The sequence below is a fragment of the Enterobacter sp. MEB024 genome (assembly GCF_030209635.1).
Lineage (GTDB): Bacteria > Pseudomonadota > Gammaproteobacteria > Enterobacterales > Enterobacteriaceae > Enterobacter > Enterobacter ludwigii.
Genome location: NZ_JARVRQ010000010.1, coordinates 41,294 through 58,033 on the forward strand (window position 1 = coordinate 41,294; position 16,740 = coordinate 58,033).

Below are 16,740 nucleotides of genomic sequence, written 5' to 3' on the forward strand. Positions count from 1 at the left end.
GCTATACTTATTCCAGCATGCTCTTACATTCAGGAAGGGAGGACACATGACAACCCAGGCGCTTCAGGACAATCACCTTTTTCAGACCGGTTATCTGGTCAACGGCATATGGAAAACGCTGGACACGACGTTTGATGTGCTGAACCCGGCTACCGGTGAGGTCATCGCCAGAGTAGCCAAAGCCGGCAAAGCAGAAACCGAAGACGCCATTGCCGCGGCGGCCAAAGCCTTCCCGGCATGGCGCGCCAAAACCGCGAAAGCGCGTTCGGCAATTCTCTACCGCTGGTACGAACTGATCATTGAGAACAAAAGCTGGCTCGGGCGTTTAATGACCACCGAACAGGGCAAGCCCCTGAAAGAAGCGGAAGGCGAGGTGGAATACGCCGCGAGTTTTATCCAGTGGTTCGCCGAAGAGGCCAAGCGCGCGAACGGCGAAATTATTCCACCGATCAAACCGGGTTCCCGCATCCTGGCGACCCGCGAGCCCATCGGCGTGGTCGCGGCGATTACGCCGTGGAACTTCCCGATGGCCATGCTCACCCGTAAATTAGGTCCGGCGCTGGCGGCAGGGTGTACCGGGGTAATCAAACCGGCAAATAACACACCTCTCAGCGCCTTCGCGCTGCTTACGCTGGCAAAACAGGCCGGTGTACCGGATGGGGTACTCAACGCCGTAGCCGGGAATACGCATGAAATCAGTGACGCGATTATGGCGAGCCATGAGGTGCGGAAAATCTCCTTTACCGGCTCGACTTCTGTCGGCAAAACGCTGGTGCGTAACGCCGCAGAAACCATGAAGAAAGTGTCGATGGAGCTGGGAGGCAATGCGCCGTATATCGTCTTTGAAGATGCGGATATTGAGGCTGCCGTTAAAGGGGCTATCGCCAATAAATTCCGCAATGCCGGCCAGGTCTGCGTCAGCGTTAACCGTTTCTATATTCAGGAAACCGTCTACGACAAATTTGTGAATAAGCTTGCCGATGCGGTGAAGGCCCTGAAGGTCGGGAATGGTCTCGAAGAGGGCGTCATCGTGGGGCCGCTGATCGAATCCTCCGCCGTCGATAAGGTACGTGAACACGTTGAAGATGCCGTGGCCCGGGGTGCGACCGTTCTGGCGGGCGGTAAACCCCATTCGCTTGGCGGCAATTTCTGGATGCCAACTGTCCTGGGCGATTGCCATGAAGGCATGAAACTGGCTGAAGAAGAGACGTTTGGCCCGGTTGCGGCCTGCTTCCGTTTTACCTCGGAAGATGAGGTTATCCAGCGTGCCAACAACACGCCATATGGCCTGGCGGCTTACTTCTATACCCAAAATCTGGCACGTGTCTTCCGCGTGTCGCAGGCCATCGAAAGCGGGATGATAGGAATTAACGAATGTGCCGTCTCCACAGAGCTGGGGCCGTTTGGTGGGGTAAAAGAGTCTGGCCTTGGGCGTGAAGGGTCCGTGCTCGGGCTGGAAGAGTATCTGGAAGTCAAAACCCTGCATATTGGGGGATTATAATAATCAGGGCGGCGCAGGCCGCTCGCCTGGACTGGGTGACTGGCAATGAAAACCTATACCTTTGATTTTGACGAGATCGACAGTCAGGATGACTTCTATCGTGAATTTATCCGGGTGTTTGATCTTGAACGGGAAAGCGTCACCAATCTGGACACGCTGTGGGACGTGGTGACCGGCAGCCTGCTGCCGTTACCGCTGGAAATTGAGTTTATCCATCTGCCTGAAAAGTTGCGCAGACGGTTTGGCGCACTCATTTTGCTGTTTGATGAAGCGGAAGAAGAGCTGGAAGGGCAGCTACGTTTCAACGCGCGCCATTGATCAAGCCATAAAAAAGCCCCTGACCAGAAGGCCAGGGGCAAGTCGTATGATGAGATACGACGAGGGTTTATTTATACAGTTGAGCCGTTGCATGCCAGTGGTCACCCTGGTTCAGCTCGGTGACGCGATAGCTGCTGGCGCCTGCTTTTTCAGCTTTAGCGGCCAGTGCCTGACGGATATCCATTGGAGAGCCGGTAACGGACGTCACAGACACACTCCCCATAGACTGCAGATTCTGCGCCTGGTCAGCGTTCACTTGCTGTACGGCGGCACTTGCGCCGAAAGAGAGAACGGATGCCAGACCGAGGGTTGCGATGATGAATTTGGTTTTCATAGTTTTTGCTCCTGAATAGGGTTTTTGCTCAACGGCGAGAAGGGTTGAACTGCTATTTTTATGCCTGGTGCCGTTGAGTAGAGATTTTGGTCTTCAGTTATTACTAAAACTTATTTGTACAGCTCAGCGGTGGCGTGCCAGTGGTCACCTGAACGCGCTTCAATGATGCGATAAGATGACGCACCTTGTTCTTCCGCTTTTTTGTTCAGCATCTCATGCATGTCCATTGGAGACGTGCCGATTGCGCCGACAGAAACCGTACCGATTGCCTGGCGGGATTGTGCCTGCTCGGCATTGATAGCGTCAGCGGCGAAAGCACCGAATGACAGGACAGACAGGACGCTGAGCGCCGCTACAGTAGTTTTGATTTTCATGATTCTTTACCTCGTCGAATTTTTAGTGGGGTCTTTGTTTCGTGACCCTCATCACAAAATCAAGTATACACTAATAACGGTAAAAATTAATACCAGACTAATTGTTTCTGTTGTTATTACGTATTAACTAACCTGTTTTTTATAACCTAATGGCATAAAATTGTACGTTTATTGTTCAGGATGTGGCTGTATATCTAAGAAAATCATATGGATATCAGCTTTTGATTTTTTGTGCGATTTTTTGATTTATCATTCACCAAATGAATGTTAATGGGCGGTAAAAAGCACTATTTGTTAAAGTAAAGGGCGGGATAAAACAGGGGTAAACGCGGCAGAAGCAGAATGATCCCCGCAGCAGGACGCCACGGGGAGGGTAATCAGAGTTCCTGCTCGAACAGGTCCAGAATCGCTTCGTAGAGATCTTTCACTGAGAAGCCATTGGCGGGGGTAGTGAAGATGGTATCGTCACCCGCAATCGTCCCAAGGATGCCTTTGGGCTTACCCAGCGAGTCCAGCATACGTGCAATCAACTGTGCAGCGCCCGGGCTGGTATGGATCACAACAACGGCATCGTTGTAATCGATATCGAGAACCAGATTCTTCAACGGGCTGGAGGTGGTTGGCACGCCAAGTTCTGCAGGCAGGCAGTAGACCATCTCCATTTTGGCGTTACGCGTACGTACCGCACCAAATTTGGTTAACATGCGGGAGACTTTCGACTGGTTGATGTTATCGAAGCCTTGTTCCTGTAAAGCCTGAACAATTTCTCCCTGAGAACTGAATATCTCTTCTTTGAGTAGCGCTTTAAACGCCTTCACTAAATCTTCTTGCTTAGACGAGCTTCGCATAAGTCACCCGGAATATGACGAAAGAAACAACATTATTATGCATGTGGATGAATTTTTATGCAAATTATCTGCCAGCGGTTAGGCTGAAATAATGTTATGAAAGGGAGTGATTTTATCAGATTTCGTTATCAGAAAACATGCCTGGGTCACGGCAAGCAAATAAGCTTAAAAGTAAATTAAATGTTATCAAAATGATGTTGTTTTGGTGGCGTGGCAGGGTGTATTGTAACCCCCTCTTAATTCGTTGTCGTCTGTCGTCAGATAGCCTTCTGGTGAGAGATAAAGTCGCGCGACCTCAAATTATTTAGTGACGAAAATTGTAATTAATTACCTGCTGAATTATGGTCGCCGCAACGGAGTTACAGATACTTAAGTTAACCATAATAAGGAGTTTAGGATGAAAGTCGCAGTCCTCGGCGCTGCTGGTGGTATCGGCCAGGCGCTTGCCCTACTACTGAAAACCCAACTGCCTTCAGGCTCAGAACTCTCCCTGTACGATATTGCTCCGGTAACCCCAGGTGTGGCGGTTGACCTGAGCCACATCCCGACAGCTGTGAAAATCAAAGGCTTCTCCGGTGAAGATGCTCGTCCTGCCCTGCAGGGCGCGGACGTGGTGCTGATCTCCGCTGGTGTGGCGCGTAAGCCAGGCATGGATCGTTCAGACCTGTTCAACGTCAATGCGGGTATTGTGAAAAACCTGGTGCAGCAGATTGCTGAAACCTGCCCGAAAGCGTGCATTGGTATCATCACCAACCCGGTGAACACCACGGTTGCTATCGCGGCAGAAGTGCTGAAAAAAGCCGGTGTTTACGATAAGAACAAACTGTTCGGCGTGACCACGCTGGACATCATCCGTTCCAACACCTTTGTGGCTGAACTGAAAGGCAAACAGCCTTCAGAAGTTGAAGTGCCGGTTATCGGCGGTCACTCTGGTGTCACCATTCTGCCTCTGCTGTCGCAGATCCCTGGTGTTAGCTTCACCGAGCAGGAAGTGGCTGATCTGACCAAACGTATCCAGAACGCGGGCACCGAAGTGGTGGAAGCGAAGGCGGGTGGCGGTTCTGCAACCCTGTCTATGGGCCAGGCGGCGGCACGTTTCGGTCTGTCACTGGTTCGTGCACTGCAGGGCGAGAAAGGCGTTGTTGAATGCGCGTATGTTGAAGGCGATGGCGAACACGCTCGTTTCTTCTCTCAGCCGCTGCTGCTGGGTAAAAACGGTATCGAAGAACATCAGCCGATTGGCAAGCTGAGCGCGTTTGAACAGAACGCGATGGAAGGCATGCTGGATACGCTGAAGAAAGATATCACTCTGGGCGAAGAGTTCGTTAACAAGTAAAACGGATGTCCCCACAGGCCGGGTAAGCCGTCATGCCGCCCGGCAAAAAAAACGGAGCAATGCGCTCCGTTTTTTTATGCCTGTCAGTTGGTGGCCGGGTATTCCTGAATCGTCACCTGCAGCGTCAGCTTCTTATCGTTACGCATGACTTCAACCGGGATGATAGAGCCAGGACGGATCTCCGCAACCTGATCCATGGTCTCCAGCGCCGATACCGCTGGTGTGCCGTTGACCGACACGATGACATCATTAACCTGAATTCCCGCGTTAGCCGCCGGGCCGCCAGGCGACACTTCGTTGACCACGATGCCCTGAATCTGATCGATACCACCGCCCTGCGAATGCATAGGCGCAATTTCACGACCGCCAATACCAATATAACCGCGGATCACACGGCCATCGCGGATCAGCTTATCCATGATCTTGGTCGCCAGCTGGAATGGAATGGCGAACCCAATCCCTTCCGGCGTCTCACCGTCATTGCTCTTATCGAACGAGAGGGTATTGATACCCATCAGTTCGCCCAGCGAGTTGACCAGCGCACCGCCGGAGTTACCGTGGTTGATGGACGCATCGGTTTGCAGGAAGTTCTGCCGTCCCGACGGGTTGAGGCCAATGCGACCGGTGGCGCTGATAATCCCCTGGGTGATCGTCTGACCCAGGTTATAAGGGTTACCAATAGCCAGCACGACGTCGCCAATATGAGGGGTTCGTTTACGGTTGATAGGAATAACCGGTAAACCGCCCGTGGCGTTGATCTTCAAAACAGCCAGGTCGGTCAGGCTATCCGAGCCCACCAGCAGGGCCTCAAACACGCGGCCATCCTGCAGGGCAACGATGATCTGGTCGGCATCGTTAATCACGTGTTTGTTGGTAATGATGTAGCCGCGCTCGTCCATAATTACCCCAGAGCCGAGAGTGCGGATCTCCAGCTGGTTATGGGCTGAGCTATTGAGGCCACGGTTATAAACGTTAACCACGGCAGGCGCGGCACGGCGAACGGCCTGGTTGTAGGTCGCAGGCGTTTCATCCGCACTGTCGAACTGAGGCGCCGACAGCTTATTGAACTGGCGTAAAGACGGCATGACGACCAGCAGCAGGCCGGCAACAATCAAACCGATGACAATTGAACGAAAGAGCTTTAAAAGCATGATGCGCGTGTCGTTAATAAAGGAACGATTTGCAGCATAACATGAGTTATCCGGACATCACACGCAGCGGTGATGTCCGGAATCGCAAATGCTTAGCGCAACAGAATATAGATAGACTCGTTGCCGCGCATAACCTGCAGAGCAATGACCGCCGGTTTGCTTTCCAGCACCTTGCGCAGTTCTGCGATGGATTGCACGCGATTGCGGTTCACGCCGATGATCACATCATCCTGATGCAATCCGGCCTGCGCGGCAGGGCTGCTCTTCTCGACGGTATCGACGCTAATCCCTTTCGTCCCGTCTTTCAGCTGTCCATCGCTCAGCGTTGCCCCTTGCAGCGCCGGGGCGATAAGCTCCGCGCTGGCAGAGGATGAGGTGCTCTTATCAAGCGTCACTTCGACATCCAGCGGCTTACCATCACGAATCAGGCCTAACTTCACTTTGGCACCCGGTTCGGTGGTGGCAATACGCGAGCGCAGTTCCGCAAAGCTGCTCAGCGGTTTATCGTTCAGGCTGACAATCACATCGCCCGACTTCACGCCAGCTTTTGCCGAGCCGGAGTTTGGCAGCACTTCACTGACAAACGCACCGCGCTGCACATTGATGTTGAACGCTTTCGCGATGTCAGCGCTCATCTCCATCCCTTTGATGCCCAACAGCCCGCGTTTGACCTCACCGAACTGAATGAGCTGCTGCGCCAGCGTTTTGGCCATATTGCTGGGGATAGCAAAACCGATGCCGATACTGCCGCCGCCCGGCGCCAGGATAGCGGTGTTAATCCCAATCAGCTCGCCGTTGAGATTGAGCAATGCCCCGCCGGAGTTCCCGCGGTTAATTGAGGCATCGGTCTGGATAAAGTTTTCCAGGCCTTCCAGATTCAGACCGCTGCGACCCAGCGCCGAGATTATCCCGGAGGTGGCGGTTTGCCCTAAACCAAACGGATTCCCCACGGCGACGGCAAAATCACCGACACGCAGTTTATCGGAGTCCGCAATGGCAATCTGAGTCAGATTGCTCGGGTTTTGCACCTGCAGCAGTGCGATGTCGCTCTGGTCATCGCCGCCAATCAGTTTGGCCTCAAACTCACGCCCATCGTTGAGCTGTACGCTGATTTTATCGGCCTGACTGATAACATGATTGTTGGTCAGAATATAACCTTTGGCCGCATCAATAATGACGCCAGAACCCAGACCTTCAAAAGGCTGCGCCTGCTGGTCGGGCGACTCATCGCCAAAATATTTTTTCAGTTCTTCAGGTACGCGTTGATTTTGTAATGCCGTGCCTTCTACCTGCACGCTCACTACCGCAGGCAGAACTTTTTCCAGCATTGGCGCAAGACTTGGAATTGCCGCCTGGCCGGGTACCTGGGAAGGCAGGGCGGCAGATGCAGGGAAGGACGCCGAGAGAGATAACCCGACACTTAACGCTATAGCGCTCAACAGCTGGTTTTTTTTCTTCATCGATGCTGACTCTCGTAACCTGGAATAAAGGAAAAACGGCCCTAAAACACGTTGATGTTATTGAATTTTAAACCGCTGAACAATGAAGTGCTTACTCAATAATAGCTGGGGTCATGAAGAAAGGACGGGCGCAATAGCAGCGCCCGTAAAATAAATTCAGGTTGTGCGATTAATCGCGTTTTGCACCGCCGCGCAGCAGGCCAGACGCGCCATCTGAATAGTCGCGTGGCATCTGAACAGGGGCCTGATCGTTACCGGCTTCAGAGTCGGCCAGACGGTTACGGAATGGATTGGATTCCGCGGTCATTTCTGGCAGCAGGCTGCTGGAGCTTTTTGCCATATGTTGATAGAGCTGACGATAGTCGGTCGCCATGTTGTCCAGCAGCTCGGCGCTACGGGCAAAGTGGCTGACCAGCTCTTCACGATACTCTTCCAGTTCGGCTTTGTTCTTTTCCAGTTCGTACTGCAGTGACTGCTGCTGACGCAATTTGCGATTACCGAAACGCATGGCCACAGCACCAATGACGATGCCGACGACTAAACCGATTAGCGCATATTCCCAGGTCATGAACTTCTCCCGTTGTCTTGTTGTTCCGTAGGGTGTTGGCTCGGCTCCTGCCTGTGCCTGATATTGCCACTATAACCGCTATTTCCGCAGAAGTGGAATCCTGACGTATCATCGCGTAGTGTAGAACGGCCTTTTTTTCATCAGTCACGTCTGCTGGTGAGTATTATTTGAAGGAATAACAATACGTTTATGCAAAACCTGTCCCCTGCATCGCGATACCAACTTGCCCTTAATGAGGGTACACATCAGCCGGATGACGTTCAGCGTGAAGCGGTGAATCGTCTGGATACGATTTATCAGGAGCTCACGGCAAAACCTGCAGAGGGTGAACAGAGCAGTGGGTTAAAGGCGGCTCTGGGGCGGTTGCTCGGAAAAAAAGAGCCACAGACTCATGCGCCGGTGCGCGGTTTGTATATGTGGGGCGGCGTCGGGCGCGGGAAAACCTGGCTGATGGACCTCTTTTATCTGAGCCTGCCGGGTACCCGTAAGCAGCGTCTGCATTTCCACCGCTTTATGCTGCGGGTTCATGAAGAGCTGACGGCACTGCAGGGCAAAAGCGATCCGCTGGAGATTGTGGCCGACAGGTTCAAGGCGGAAACGGACATACTCTGTTTTGACGAGTTTTTTGTCTCCGATATTACCGACGCCATGCTGCTGGGTGGCCTGATGAAAGCGCTGTTCGCGCGCGGGATAACGCTGGTGGCGACCTCGAATATCCCGCCGGATGAGCTTTACCGCAATGGCCTGCAGCGCGCGCGTTTCCTGCCCGCTATTGATGCCATCAAACAGCACTGCGACATCATGAATGTTGATGCCGGGGTGGATTACCGCCTGCGTACCTTAACTCAGGCGCATCTGTGGCTCTCTCCCTTAAACGATGAGACCACGCAGCAGATGGATAAACTGTGGCTGGCGCTGGCGGGGGCAAAACGGGCTCATGCCCCTGAGCTCGAGATTAACCATCGCCCGCTGCAAACCCTGGGTGTCGAAAATCAAACCCTGGCCGTCTCCTTTGCAACGCTCTGTGTGGATGCCCGCAGTCAGCATGACTACATCGCGCTCTCGCGCCTGTTCCATACCGTGATGCTGCTCAACGTGCCGGTCATGACGCCGCTGATGGAAAGCGAAGCGCGCCGCTTCATTGCGCTGGTCGATGAGTTCTATGAGCGTCACGTGAAGCTTGTGGTCAGCGCCGAGGTACCTTTATATGAGGTGTATAAAGGCGAGCGGCTGAAGTTTGAGTTCCAGCGCTGTCTGTCGCGCCTGCAGGAGATGCAAAGCGAGGAGTATCTTAAGCTTCAGCATATGCCATAAATGCGACCTTCTCCCTGTGGGAGAGGGGCTGGGGGTGAGGGCGGCAGACCGCAAAAACCTTACCCCCGAAAAACCCGCCTCGAATCACATTTAAGGGTCGATCTTTGACCTCAACTTCTCTATAATCTTGCGACCCCACGTTACGAGAAGGTTTTTTTCCCGAAACTTTCTATGTGTCGGCATTAGCTATTCGAAGGGGTAGGTTTGCCGGACTTTGTCGTGTGAACCTCAACTGACTAAACGTTTGGGTGTTCACCAACGTGTAACTTATTATTTGGGTAAGCTTTTAATGAAAACTTTTACAGCTAAACCAGAAACCGTTCAGCGCGACTGGTATGTTGTTGACGCGACCGGTAAAACTCTGGGCCGTCTGGCTACTGAACTGGCTCGTCGCCTGCGCGGTAAGCATAAAGCGGAATACACTCCGCACGTTGATACGGGTGATTACATCATCGTTCTGAACGCAGATAAAGTTGCTGTAACCGGCAACAAGCGTACAGACAAAATGTACTACCATCACACTGGCCACATCGGTGGTATCAAAGAAGCGACCTTTGAAGAGATGATTGCTCGCCGTCCTGAGCGTGTGATTGAAATCGCGGTTAAAGGCATGCTGCCAAAAGGCCCGCTGGGTCGTGCTATGTTCCGTAAACTGAAAGTTTACGCAGGTAACGAGCACAACCACGCGGCACAGCAACCGCAAGTTCTTGACATCTAATCGGGATTATAGGCAATGGCTGAAAATCAATACTACGGCACTGGTCGCCGCAAAAGTTCCGCAGCTCGCGTGTTCATCAAACCGGGCAGTGGTAAAATCGTAATCAACCAACGTTCTCTGGAACAGTACTTCGGTCGTGAAACTGCCCGCATGGTAGTTCGCCAGCCGCTGGAACTGGTTGATATGGTAGAAAAACTGGATCTGTACATCACCGTTAAAGGTGGTGGTATCTCCGGTCAGGCAGGTGCGATCCGTCACGGTATCACCCGCGCTCTGATGGAGTACGACGAATCCCTGCGTTCTGAACTGCGTAAAGCTGGCTTCGTTACTCGTGACGCTCGTCAGGTTGAACGTAAGAAAGTGGGTCTGCGTAAAGCACGTCGTCGTCCACAGTTCTCCAAACGTTAATCCTTTTCTGCTTACGCAGAAACGATTGGCGAAAAACCCGCTTCGGCGGGTTTTTTTTTATGGATAATGTGCAGGTTATCCACAGCATCACTGCATATATCTTCTCTTTTTCCACATTTCCAGAATCCCCTCACCACAAAGCCATCAAAATCTGGTAAACTATCATCCAATTTTCTGCCCAAATATCGGTGAATACTCGTTTTTTGTTCGATTCTTGAACAATGTGTTTTCTCTGGGATGGGCGATACAACATCTGGCTGGCCCTGTTTGGGCTGGTAGCAGTAAAAATTCTGAATATACCTGGAGGTTTTCATGGCTGTCGCTGCCAACAAACGTTCGGTAATGACGCTGTTTTCTGGTCCTACTGACATTTATAGCCATCAGGTTCGTATCGTGCTGGCCGAGAAAGGTGTCAGTTTTGAGATCGAGCATGTGGAAAAGGATAACCCGCCTCAGGATCTGATCGATCTCAACCCGAGCCAAAGCGTACCGACGCTGGTGGATCGCGAGCTGACCCTGTGGGAATCCCGTATCATTATGGAATATCTGGATGAGCGTTTCCCGCATCCACCACTGATGCCTGTTTACCCTGTTGCACGTGGTGAAAGCCGCCTGTACATGCAGCGTATCGAAAAAGACTGGTACACGCTGATGAACGTTATCGTCAACGGTTCCTCTTCTGAAGCAGACGCTGCACGTAAGCAACTGCGTGAAGAGCTGCTGGCGATTGCCCCTGTGTTTGGTCAGAAACCATTCTTCCTGAGCGATGAGTTCAGCCTGGTAGATTGCTACCTGGCGCCGTTGCTCTGGCGTCTGCCAACCCTGGGCGTAGAGTTCAGCGGTCCGGGCGCGAAAGAGCTGAAGGGCTACATGACTCGCGTATTTGAACGCGATTCTTTCCTGGCATCTTTAACTGAACCGGAACGTGAAATGCGTCTCGGCCGAGGCTAATGACTGTGGAAATGTCACAACTTACCCCACGCCGTCCGTATCTGCTGCGCGCCTTCTATGAATGGCTGCTGGATAACCAGCTCACGCCGCACCTGGTTGTGGATGTGACGTTGCCGGGCGTGCAGGTTCCTATGGAATATGCACGTGACGGGCAGATCGTACTGAACATCGCGCCGCGCGCGGTGGGTAACCTTGAACTGGCCAACGACGAAGTGCGCTTTAACGCGCGTTTCGGCGGTGTGCCGCGTCAGGTTTCTGTACCGCTGGCTGCGGTGCTGGCGATTTATGCGCGTGAAAACGGTGCAGGCACCATGTTTGAGCCGGAAGCGGCTTATGACGAGGATGTTGTCGGCCTGAATGACGAAAACGGCGCTTCGGAAAACGAAAGCGAAACGCTGATGTCGGTCATTGAGGGTGACAAGCCCGATCACAATGACGATCCTGATGACGATCCGCCGCCGCGCGGAGGCCGTCCGGCACTGCGCGTTGTGAAGTAGTAAAAGCATTTTTATCGACTATCCAGTTAGTTATTCAGACTAGCTGGATTTTTTTATGTCTTTTTATGTCAAAACGTTTAATAAAGTAAATCATATACATCCCTTCTTTTTTGCTTGCCCCCACCGTTCGGATAATTTCAAGCTATATCTCCGCTGAATATAATATGTCGTTTTAAAGCTATATACACTCTTATAAATAAATATCACTTATTGATAACGTTATTCTAAATCCATAAATTAATTTTTCTAAATTGCTTGTATTTATAAAGATTATATTATCTACGCATGCTCTCAAGCATGACGATAAACAGTATGGGGTAAATTTATTTTTCCCTGCTGTATTTAATATTGCAATTACTCATATGTTAAGGAATAACAAGTGAAAAAGGTTTTACTCGCTACTGCGCTCTCTCTCTGTGTGACATCCGCTTTTGCGGCTAACCCGACTGCCGTTCTGAAAGTCAAAGGTACGCTGACTAATTCAGCCTGTACGCCTCAGTTAAGCAACGGCGGAACGGTTGACTACGGCACAGTTAGTTTGGGTGGTTTAAGCTCAACGGCAGTTAACCAGCTGGGCCAGAAAGACATCGATCTGACTATTACCTGCACCGCAGCAACAAAAGTGTCCTGGAATATGATTGACGATCGCGCTGATTCTAACGCGAAACTCACCGTTGAGAATGGCATGTTTGGTGGTGGTTCTAATTCGTCTGAAAGCCAGACTTACGGTGTAGGTAAAACAACAGGTACAACACCAGTGAACATCGGAACATACTCGCTGTTCGTTAAAACTGACAGCGTAATGGCTGACGGCGCTAAAGTTGACCCAATTTACCAGCAGAATGCTACGGGTAACTGGTCGAAGAGCACCAACGGTACAACTCAGGGCGATAACTATCGTGATTTCACCGTTGCGACTGTTGGCACCCTGGCTCCACTGGCGTTCCAGACTGCAACCTTCCCACTGGTGACCTCTCTGGCGATCCAGGATACCACCACGCTGGCGATCACTGATGACACCCAGCTTGATGGTCAGGTGACTATCAGCCTGCGTTATCTGTAAGACTTTTAATCGAGTAAACGTAATTTAATTAACCGGAGAGTAAATGCGCTGCATTTGCTCTCTTTTTAACGGCGCGATAAACATGGACTGTTCTGTTGTTGCTTTCAAGGAGATATTATTATGCATTGTTTAAAATCCACTTTATTTAACACGCTTATTACTGCCGCGTTATTATCTGCCAGTGTTGCTGTACATGCAGAAGGCATGGTGCCTGAAACCAGTCTGTTAATCATTGATGAAGCAACGCACAGTGGAACCATTAACGTCAAGAATACCGATTCGCATCCTTCACTTTTATATACAAATGTCGTTGACCTGCCGGACGATACCGGTCTTAAGCTTATTGCAACGCAGCCGGTGGTACGTCTTGAGCCAGGTCAGACGCAGCAGCTGCGCTTTATTCTTCAGAACAAACAGCCATTGGATGTAGAGCATTATAAACGCGTCACATTCGACGGTATTCCGCCTAAAAACGATGATAAAAAAATAAAGATTGGCATTAACATTCGCCAGGATATCCCCGTGCTTATTCGTCCGGCATCCCTGGGAGTGGTCACTGATGCCTGGAAGTTCCTGAAGTGGTCCTCAAACGGCACGTCCGTCACCGTGAACAATCCCAGCAAATATGTGGTCCGTCTTGGGCAGAACGTGATGCTGCTGCCTTCAGGTGTGAGTGCCTCTCTGTCCAAAACCTACATTCTTCCTGGCGAAACGCTAACGGCTGATATGAGTAAGAAAGTCAGCGGTGACAGCAGCGTTAAGTTTTTCCCGGCCAGCCGCTATGGCGTTGAGGTACCGAGCTTTACGTCGGAATTAAATAAATAAAATAGGGATATGACGGTGAGTAAACAAAGCCGCCTTGCACTTTGTGTCCGCGCCATTCTTTGCGGCACATTACCTCTGGTGTTACTTGATTCAACATCCGTTCTGGCGAGGGAGGTCACCTTCGACACGGGGATAATGCAAACGCTGGGGTTGAATAAAGATCTCAACCATTACTTCGCAGAAGCACCGCGCTTTTTACCCGGAACCCACTCCGTTTCGGTGAAGGTTAACGGGAAAGAGCGGGGAATGGCTGCAGTTCGTTTCAACAAAGACGGCATGCTTTGCTTTGATAACGATCTCATGGAGTTTGCTGGGCTGATGCCTGTGTCAATAAAGTCCGGTGAGGAGTGTCATGATATTCGGGATAACTATCCTAAAGCCGTCATCAACGCCTTGCCTAACCAGGAGGCCGTTGAACTCTATCTGCCAGCTGAAGCGGTGAACAGTCTGTCGTCGGATATCAAAAACTTCCAGCATGGCGGAACGGCGGCGCTGCTGAACTATTCATTGTTCAGCACCCATAACGACTATGGTGACAATGACAGCAGCCGCTACTCTCAGGCCAGCCTGGAAGCCGGATTCAACACGATGGACTGGGCACTGCGCAGCCGTTATATCCTGACGGATGACGACGGTAGCCGGAATGCCGAAAGCATTTACACCTATGCAGAGCATGTCTTTACCGCGCAAAAAATGACGATGCAGGTGGGTGAAATCAACGCCATGTCCAACGTGTTGAGCGGGGTGCCGATTACCGGCGTTCAGTTTATGCCGACCAGCGGTCTGGCGAGAACAAGCTCTGGCGTGAGCGTTTCCGGTATTGCCCAGTCTTCCCAGGCACGTGTCGAAATCCGCCAGAACGGTCAACTGGTCTTCAGTACCCTTGTGCCAGCCGGCCCCTTCACGCTGGATGACGTGCCCGTGGTTCGCAACAATGTGGATCTGGACGTCTCGGTGGTGGAATCCGACGGCGCAACTAACCGTTTCATCGTCCCGGCGTCTCAGGTAAGGGCGCGCAACCTTTCACGCCCGCAGGGTCTAACCCTTTCTGTAGGTCAGGTGCGTAGCATCGACAGCGACTATAACGATCCGCTGGTGATGAACATCTCTGACGGCTGGCGTGTCTCTCCGTGGATGAATCTCCTGGCTTCAGGTGCCGCTGCGGAAAACTACCAGGCGGCAGGCGGCAGGACAGAGTTCCTGATAAGCGATGACTGGACCCTTTCAACGGGCGCGGCAGTCAGCAATGCGAGCTTTGGTGACAGTAGCAGCGGGGTAAAAACCGAGCTGCAAAGTGATTACATCCTGAACGAGTACGTCGGTCTTTCAGGCAGTGCGACGCATTACAGCGGAGAGTATCGCGAGCTGGCTGATGCGATGGACGATGATTATCAGGGATATGACAACACCTATTCCGGCAACGTTCGTTTCTCCTCCCCTCTGGCGGGGGTGTTTAGCGCAGGGTTCAACTACAACCAGACCAGCGGTGACGGTGAAGATTCACGTTACCTCTTGCTGTCATGGGGCAAGACCTTTACGTACGCGTCAGTATCCATGAACTGGCAAAGTGCGGTCGGTAATGTCGATGACGATCAGGACAATGAGATGTTCTACGTCAACGTGAGCATCCCGCTCGGCGGCAGTCAGTCCATCAGTACCTATATGCGTAAACAGGGTGATAGCACCTCCTATGGCGCGTCTAACAGCGGCTCGCTGGGAGACAATACGAACTATTACATCTCAGCCGATCGCGATCAGGATTCGAAAGACAACAGCTTCAACGGCAACATCAACACTAACCTGCGCTATACGCAACTGAGCGTGGGGGGCGGAACCAGTGGGGATAATCAGCGGAACTACAATGCGACATTGTCGGGTGGCGTGGCCATGCATAAAGAGGGTGTGACTTTCTCGCCGTATACGATTCAGGACACCTTCGCGATTGCCAGACTGAGCGAGAAGAAGAGTGGCGTTGAAATCTCCACTCCGCAAGGTACCGTCTGGACCGATCCATGGGGCCAGGCCGTGGTACCTTCACTCAACGAATGGCATAACTCCCGCATAGAAATTGATGCTAATAAGCTGCCGCAGAGTATGACGCTGGCTAACGGCACGAAATATATTGCCGCAGGCCATGCCTCGGTCAGCGAGATTGATTTCAAAGTACTCAACAGCCGCCGCGTCATGCTAAGCGTTAAGCAGGCTGACGGTCAGCCCCTGAGTAAAGGGATCTCGATTGTTGATGAGAAAGGTAACTATATCGTGACCACGGTTGATGATGGCCACGTCTTTATTAACGATGCCGATCAGCTGAGCGCGCTCTACGCGCTAGACGGTGACAATAACCGACTGTGTAAGATTGATTACACCCTGGCTGATAAGCGTGACGAAAATGCCTTCTATGAAGAAGTGAACGGAGTCTGCCGATGAACAGTCGACACTTATCGGGCTTAGTGGCCTTGCTGATGCTCGGTGTGACAGGAATAACCCATGCTGAAGATTGCCAGCTCAGTCTCTCACAGCCGGTGGTGGATTATCATGAGATGCGCCGGGATACGATCGAAACGACGCAGCAGGACTGGCATAAAATGGCCGATCGTGACATCACGGTAAATGTTTTTTGCCCTCAGTCTCAGCAGATGGCGGTGATACTGCGCGGTACAGCGGGAGATAAGGGGCGGTTTCTTTTTGGGCAGTCCGGCGGTGTCGCAGTCAAAATTGACAACATGACCGTCGATGGCAAAAGTTACAGCGTGGGTAAAACGGTCGATCAGCTGAATTTTACGCCGGAAAACGGTACACCGACACCGTTCTATCTGCGTAATAACGAGGCGGTCATTGCACTTGAGAATAACCAGGTCCCTTCCGGCCAGCAGATGAGTTTCAACGTAACGCTCTCGCCGGTTCTCAACGAAAGCGCGTTCAGCCATCTGACAGATCAAACTACGCTGGAAAGTGATTTGACCTGGAGCTTATTGACGAAGTAACCCTTCTTTTCGCGGCACCACAGAAAAGCGGAGCTGCAGGGCGGGAATCAACGGTGGTTAGCCGCATAAAACAAGCCGGATGGTATT

Annotated in this window: 19 protein-coding genes; 12 read left to right on the forward strand and 7 right to left on the reverse strand. The window is 51.8% G+C overall.

The genetic code is table 11. From position 1 onward, the window contains the following. The first annotated feature begins 46 nt into the window (after positions 1-46). Entirely contained in the window at positions 47-1,501 is a 1,455-nt protein-coding gene (locus tag QRN24_RS16385; protein WP_025202906.1) for an NAD-dependent succinate-semialdehyde dehydrogenase, read from the forward strand. A 45-nt stretch (positions 1,502-1,546) separates the two neighbouring features. Next, positions 1,547-1,819: a barstar family protein gene (locus tag QRN24_RS16390; protein ID WP_014171850.1), complete on the forward strand. Its 273-nt coding sequence runs from the start codon at positions 1,547-1,549 to the stop codon at positions 1,817-1,819. 67 nt (positions 1,820-1,886) lie between these two features. Here QRN24_RS16390 and yhcN (QRN24_RS16395) read toward each other — a convergent pair whose 3' ends face one another. The 3 genes from yhcN (QRN24_RS16395) to argR form a co-directional block, all read right to left on the reverse strand. Then, positions 1,887-2,153 carry a peroxide/acid stress response protein YhcN gene (gene yhcN / locus QRN24_RS16395; RefSeq protein WP_014171849.1) on the reverse strand — a complete coding sequence of 89 codons (267 nt, stop codon included), beginning with the start codon at positions 2,151-2,153 and terminating at the stop codon, positions 1,887-1,889. A 110-nt stretch (positions 2,154-2,263) separates the two neighbouring features. Then, a complete protein-coding gene (yhcN, locus tag QRN24_RS16400) occupies positions 2,264-2,527 on the reverse strand; it encodes a peroxide/acid stress response protein YhcN (protein ID WP_014171848.1) in 264 nt (87 codons plus the stop codon). A 377-nt stretch (positions 2,528-2,904) separates the two neighbouring features. Continuing rightward, entirely contained in the window at positions 2,905-3,375 is a 471-nt protein-coding gene (gene argR, locus QRN24_RS16405; protein ID WP_014171847.1) for a transcriptional regulator ArgR, read from the reverse strand. A 397-nt stretch (positions 3,376-3,772) separates the two neighbouring features. Between argR and mdh the strand changes: the two genes are divergently transcribed. Beyond that, positions 3,773-4,711 (forward strand): malate dehydrogenase, encoded by a 939-nt coding sequence (mdh, locus tag QRN24_RS16410; RefSeq protein ID WP_014171846.1) that lies wholly within the window; start codon positions 3,773-3,775, stop codon positions 4,709-4,711. Between the two features lie 83 nt (positions 4,712-4,794). On the opposite strand, the gene degS is transcribed toward mdh, so the two are convergent. The 3 genes from degS to zapG all read right to left on the reverse strand — a co-directional run bounded on the left by degS (position 4,795) and on the right by zapG (position 7,890). Further along, positions 4,795-5,862 carry an outer membrane-stress sensor serine endopeptidase DegS gene (gene degS / locus QRN24_RS16415; RefSeq protein WP_020883511.1) on the reverse strand — a complete coding sequence of 356 codons (1,068 nt, stop codon included), beginning with the start codon at positions 5,860-5,862 and terminating at the stop codon, positions 4,795-4,797. A gap of 92 nt (positions 5,863-5,954) precedes the next feature. Continuing rightward, positions 5,955-7,322: a serine endoprotease DegQ gene (degQ, locus tag QRN24_RS16420; protein ID WP_014171844.1), complete on the reverse strand. Its 1,368-nt coding sequence runs from the start codon at positions 7,320-7,322 to the stop codon at positions 5,955-5,957. A gap of 169 nt (positions 7,323-7,491) precedes the next feature. Beyond that, positions 7,492-7,890: a Z-ring associated protein ZapG gene (gene zapG / locus QRN24_RS16425; protein WP_014171843.1), complete on the reverse strand. Its 399-nt coding sequence runs from the start codon at positions 7,888-7,890 to the stop codon at positions 7,492-7,494. A gap of 189 nt (positions 7,891-8,079) precedes the next feature. Here zapG and zapE point away from each other — a divergent pair, with 189 nt between their 5' ends. The 3 genes from zapE (at position 8,080) to rpsI (ending at position 10,330) form a co-directional block, all read left to right on the forward strand. Next, positions 8,080-9,204, forward strand: a complete 1,125-nt coding sequence (zapE, locus tag QRN24_RS16430) for a cell division protein ZapE (protein WP_032679064.1) — start codon at positions 8,080-8,082, stop codon at positions 9,202-9,204. A gap of 289 nt (positions 9,205-9,493) precedes the next feature. Then, complete coding sequence (rplM, locus tag QRN24_RS16435; protein ID WP_003860434.1) at positions 9,494-9,922, forward strand: 50S ribosomal protein L13; 429 nt, start codon at positions 9,494-9,496, stop codon at positions 9,920-9,922. Positions 9,923-9,937: 15 nt separating this feature from the next. Continuing rightward, a complete protein-coding gene (gene rpsI, locus QRN24_RS16440) occupies positions 9,938-10,330 on the forward strand; it encodes a 30S ribosomal protein S9 (RefSeq protein ID WP_003860436.1) in 393 nt (130 codons plus the stop codon). Between the two features lie 11 nt (positions 10,331-10,341). Here rpsI and QRN24_RS16445 read toward each other — a convergent pair whose 3' ends face one another. Further along, entirely contained in the window at positions 10,342-10,644 is a 303-nt protein-coding gene (locus tag QRN24_RS16445; protein WP_136342246.1) for a hypothetical protein, read from the reverse strand. Between QRN24_RS16445 and sspA the strand changes: the two genes are divergently transcribed. The 6 genes from sspA to QRN24_RS16475 all read left to right on the forward strand — a co-directional run bounded on the left by sspA (position 10,643) and on the right by QRN24_RS16475 (position 16,653). Then, positions 10,643-11,281, forward strand: a complete 639-nt coding sequence (gene sspA / locus QRN24_RS16450) for a stringent starvation protein SspA (RefSeq protein WP_014071978.1) — start codon at positions 10,643-10,645, stop codon at positions 11,279-11,281. The genes QRN24_RS16445 and sspA overlap by 2 nt on opposite strands. A gap of 5 nt (positions 11,282-11,286) precedes the next feature. After that, positions 11,287-11,778, forward strand: a complete 492-nt coding sequence (gene sspB, locus QRN24_RS16455; protein ID WP_025202910.1) for a ClpXP protease specificity-enhancing factor — start codon at positions 11,287-11,289, stop codon at positions 11,776-11,778. A 379-nt stretch (positions 11,779-12,157) separates the two neighbouring features. Next, positions 12,158-12,841, forward strand: coding sequence for a DUF1120 domain-containing protein (locus tag QRN24_RS16460; RefSeq protein ID WP_020883513.1), 684 nt, complete (start codon positions 12,158-12,160; stop codon positions 12,839-12,841). Positions 12,842-12,961: 120 nt separating this feature from the next. Next, positions 12,962-13,666 carry a fimbria/pilus chaperone family protein gene (locus QRN24_RS16465; RefSeq protein WP_014171838.1) on the forward strand — a complete coding sequence of 235 codons (705 nt, stop codon included), beginning with the start codon at positions 12,962-12,964 and terminating at the stop codon, positions 13,664-13,666. Between the two features lie 9 nt (positions 13,667-13,675). Beyond that, positions 13,676-16,096 carry a fimbrial biogenesis outer membrane usher protein gene (locus QRN24_RS16470; protein WP_284942885.1) on the forward strand — a complete coding sequence of 807 codons (2,421 nt, stop codon included), beginning with the start codon at positions 13,676-13,678 and terminating at the stop codon, positions 16,094-16,096. Then, complete coding sequence (locus QRN24_RS16475) at positions 16,093-16,653, forward strand: DUF1120 domain-containing protein (RefSeq protein WP_284942886.1); 561 nt, start codon at positions 16,093-16,095, stop codon at positions 16,651-16,653. Before QRN24_RS16470 ends, QRN24_RS16475 begins: the two co-directional genes overlap by 4 nt. Positions 16,654-16,740: the final 87 nt, after the last annotated feature.

Excerpts from the sequence above, each read along its gene's own strand:
- QRN24_RS16385 (WP_025202906.1), top strand. The coding sequence starts at position 47 with ATGACAACCCAGGCGCTTCAGGACAATCACCTTTTTCAGACCGGTTAT.
- QRN24_RS16390 (WP_014171850.1), top strand. The coding sequence starts at position 1,547 with ATGAAAACCTATACCTTTGATTTTGACGAGATCGACAGTCAGGATGAC.
- yhcN (WP_014171849.1), bottom strand. The coding sequence starts at position 2,153 with ATGAAAACCAAATTCATCATCGCAACCCTCGGTCTGGCATCCGTTCTC.
- yhcN (WP_014171848.1), bottom strand. The coding sequence starts at position 2,527 with ATGAAAATCAAAACTACTGTAGCGGCGCTCAGCGTCCTGTCTGTCCTG.
- argR (WP_014171847.1), bottom strand. The coding sequence starts at position 3,375 with ATGCGAAGCTCGTCTAAGCAAGAAGATTTAGTGAAGGCGTTTAAAGCG.
- mdh (WP_014171846.1), top strand. The coding sequence starts at position 3,773 with ATGAAAGTCGCAGTCCTCGGCGCTGCTGGTGGTATCGGCCAGGCGCTT.
- degS (WP_020883511.1), bottom strand. The coding sequence starts at position 5,862 with ATGCTTTTAAAGCTCTTTCGTTCAATTGTCATCGGTTTGATTGTTGCC.
- degQ (WP_014171844.1), bottom strand. The coding sequence starts at position 7,322 with ATGAAGAAAAAAAACCAGCTGTTGAGCGCTATAGCGTTAAGTGTCGGG.
- zapG (WP_014171843.1), bottom strand. The coding sequence starts at position 7,890 with ATGACCTGGGAATATGCGCTAATCGGTTTAGTCGTCGGCATCGTCATT.
- zapE (WP_032679064.1), top strand. The coding sequence starts at position 8,080 with ATGCAAAACCTGTCCCCTGCATCGCGATACCAACTTGCCCTTAATGAG.
- rplM (WP_003860434.1), top strand. The coding sequence starts at position 9,494 with ATGAAAACTTTTACAGCTAAACCAGAAACCGTTCAGCGCGACTGGTAT.
- rpsI (WP_003860436.1), top strand. The coding sequence starts at position 9,938 with ATGGCTGAAAATCAATACTACGGCACTGGTCGCCGCAAAAGTTCCGCA.
- sspA (WP_014071978.1), top strand. The coding sequence starts at position 10,643 with ATGGCTGTCGCTGCCAACAAACGTTCGGTAATGACGCTGTTTTCTGGT.
- QRN24_RS16445 (WP_136342246.1), bottom strand. The coding sequence starts at position 10,644 with ATGAAAACCTCCAGGTATATTCAGAATTTTTACTGCTACCAGCCCAAA.
- QRN24_RS16465 (WP_014171838.1), top strand. The coding sequence starts at position 12,962 with ATGCATTGTTTAAAATCCACTTTATTTAACACGCTTATTACTGCCGCG.
- QRN24_RS16470 (WP_284942885.1), top strand. The coding sequence starts at position 13,676 with ATGACGGTGAGTAAACAAAGCCGCCTTGCACTTTGTGTCCGCGCCATT.
- QRN24_RS16475 (WP_284942886.1), top strand. The coding sequence starts at position 16,093 with ATGAACAGTCGACACTTATCGGGCTTAGTGGCCTTGCTGATGCTCGGT.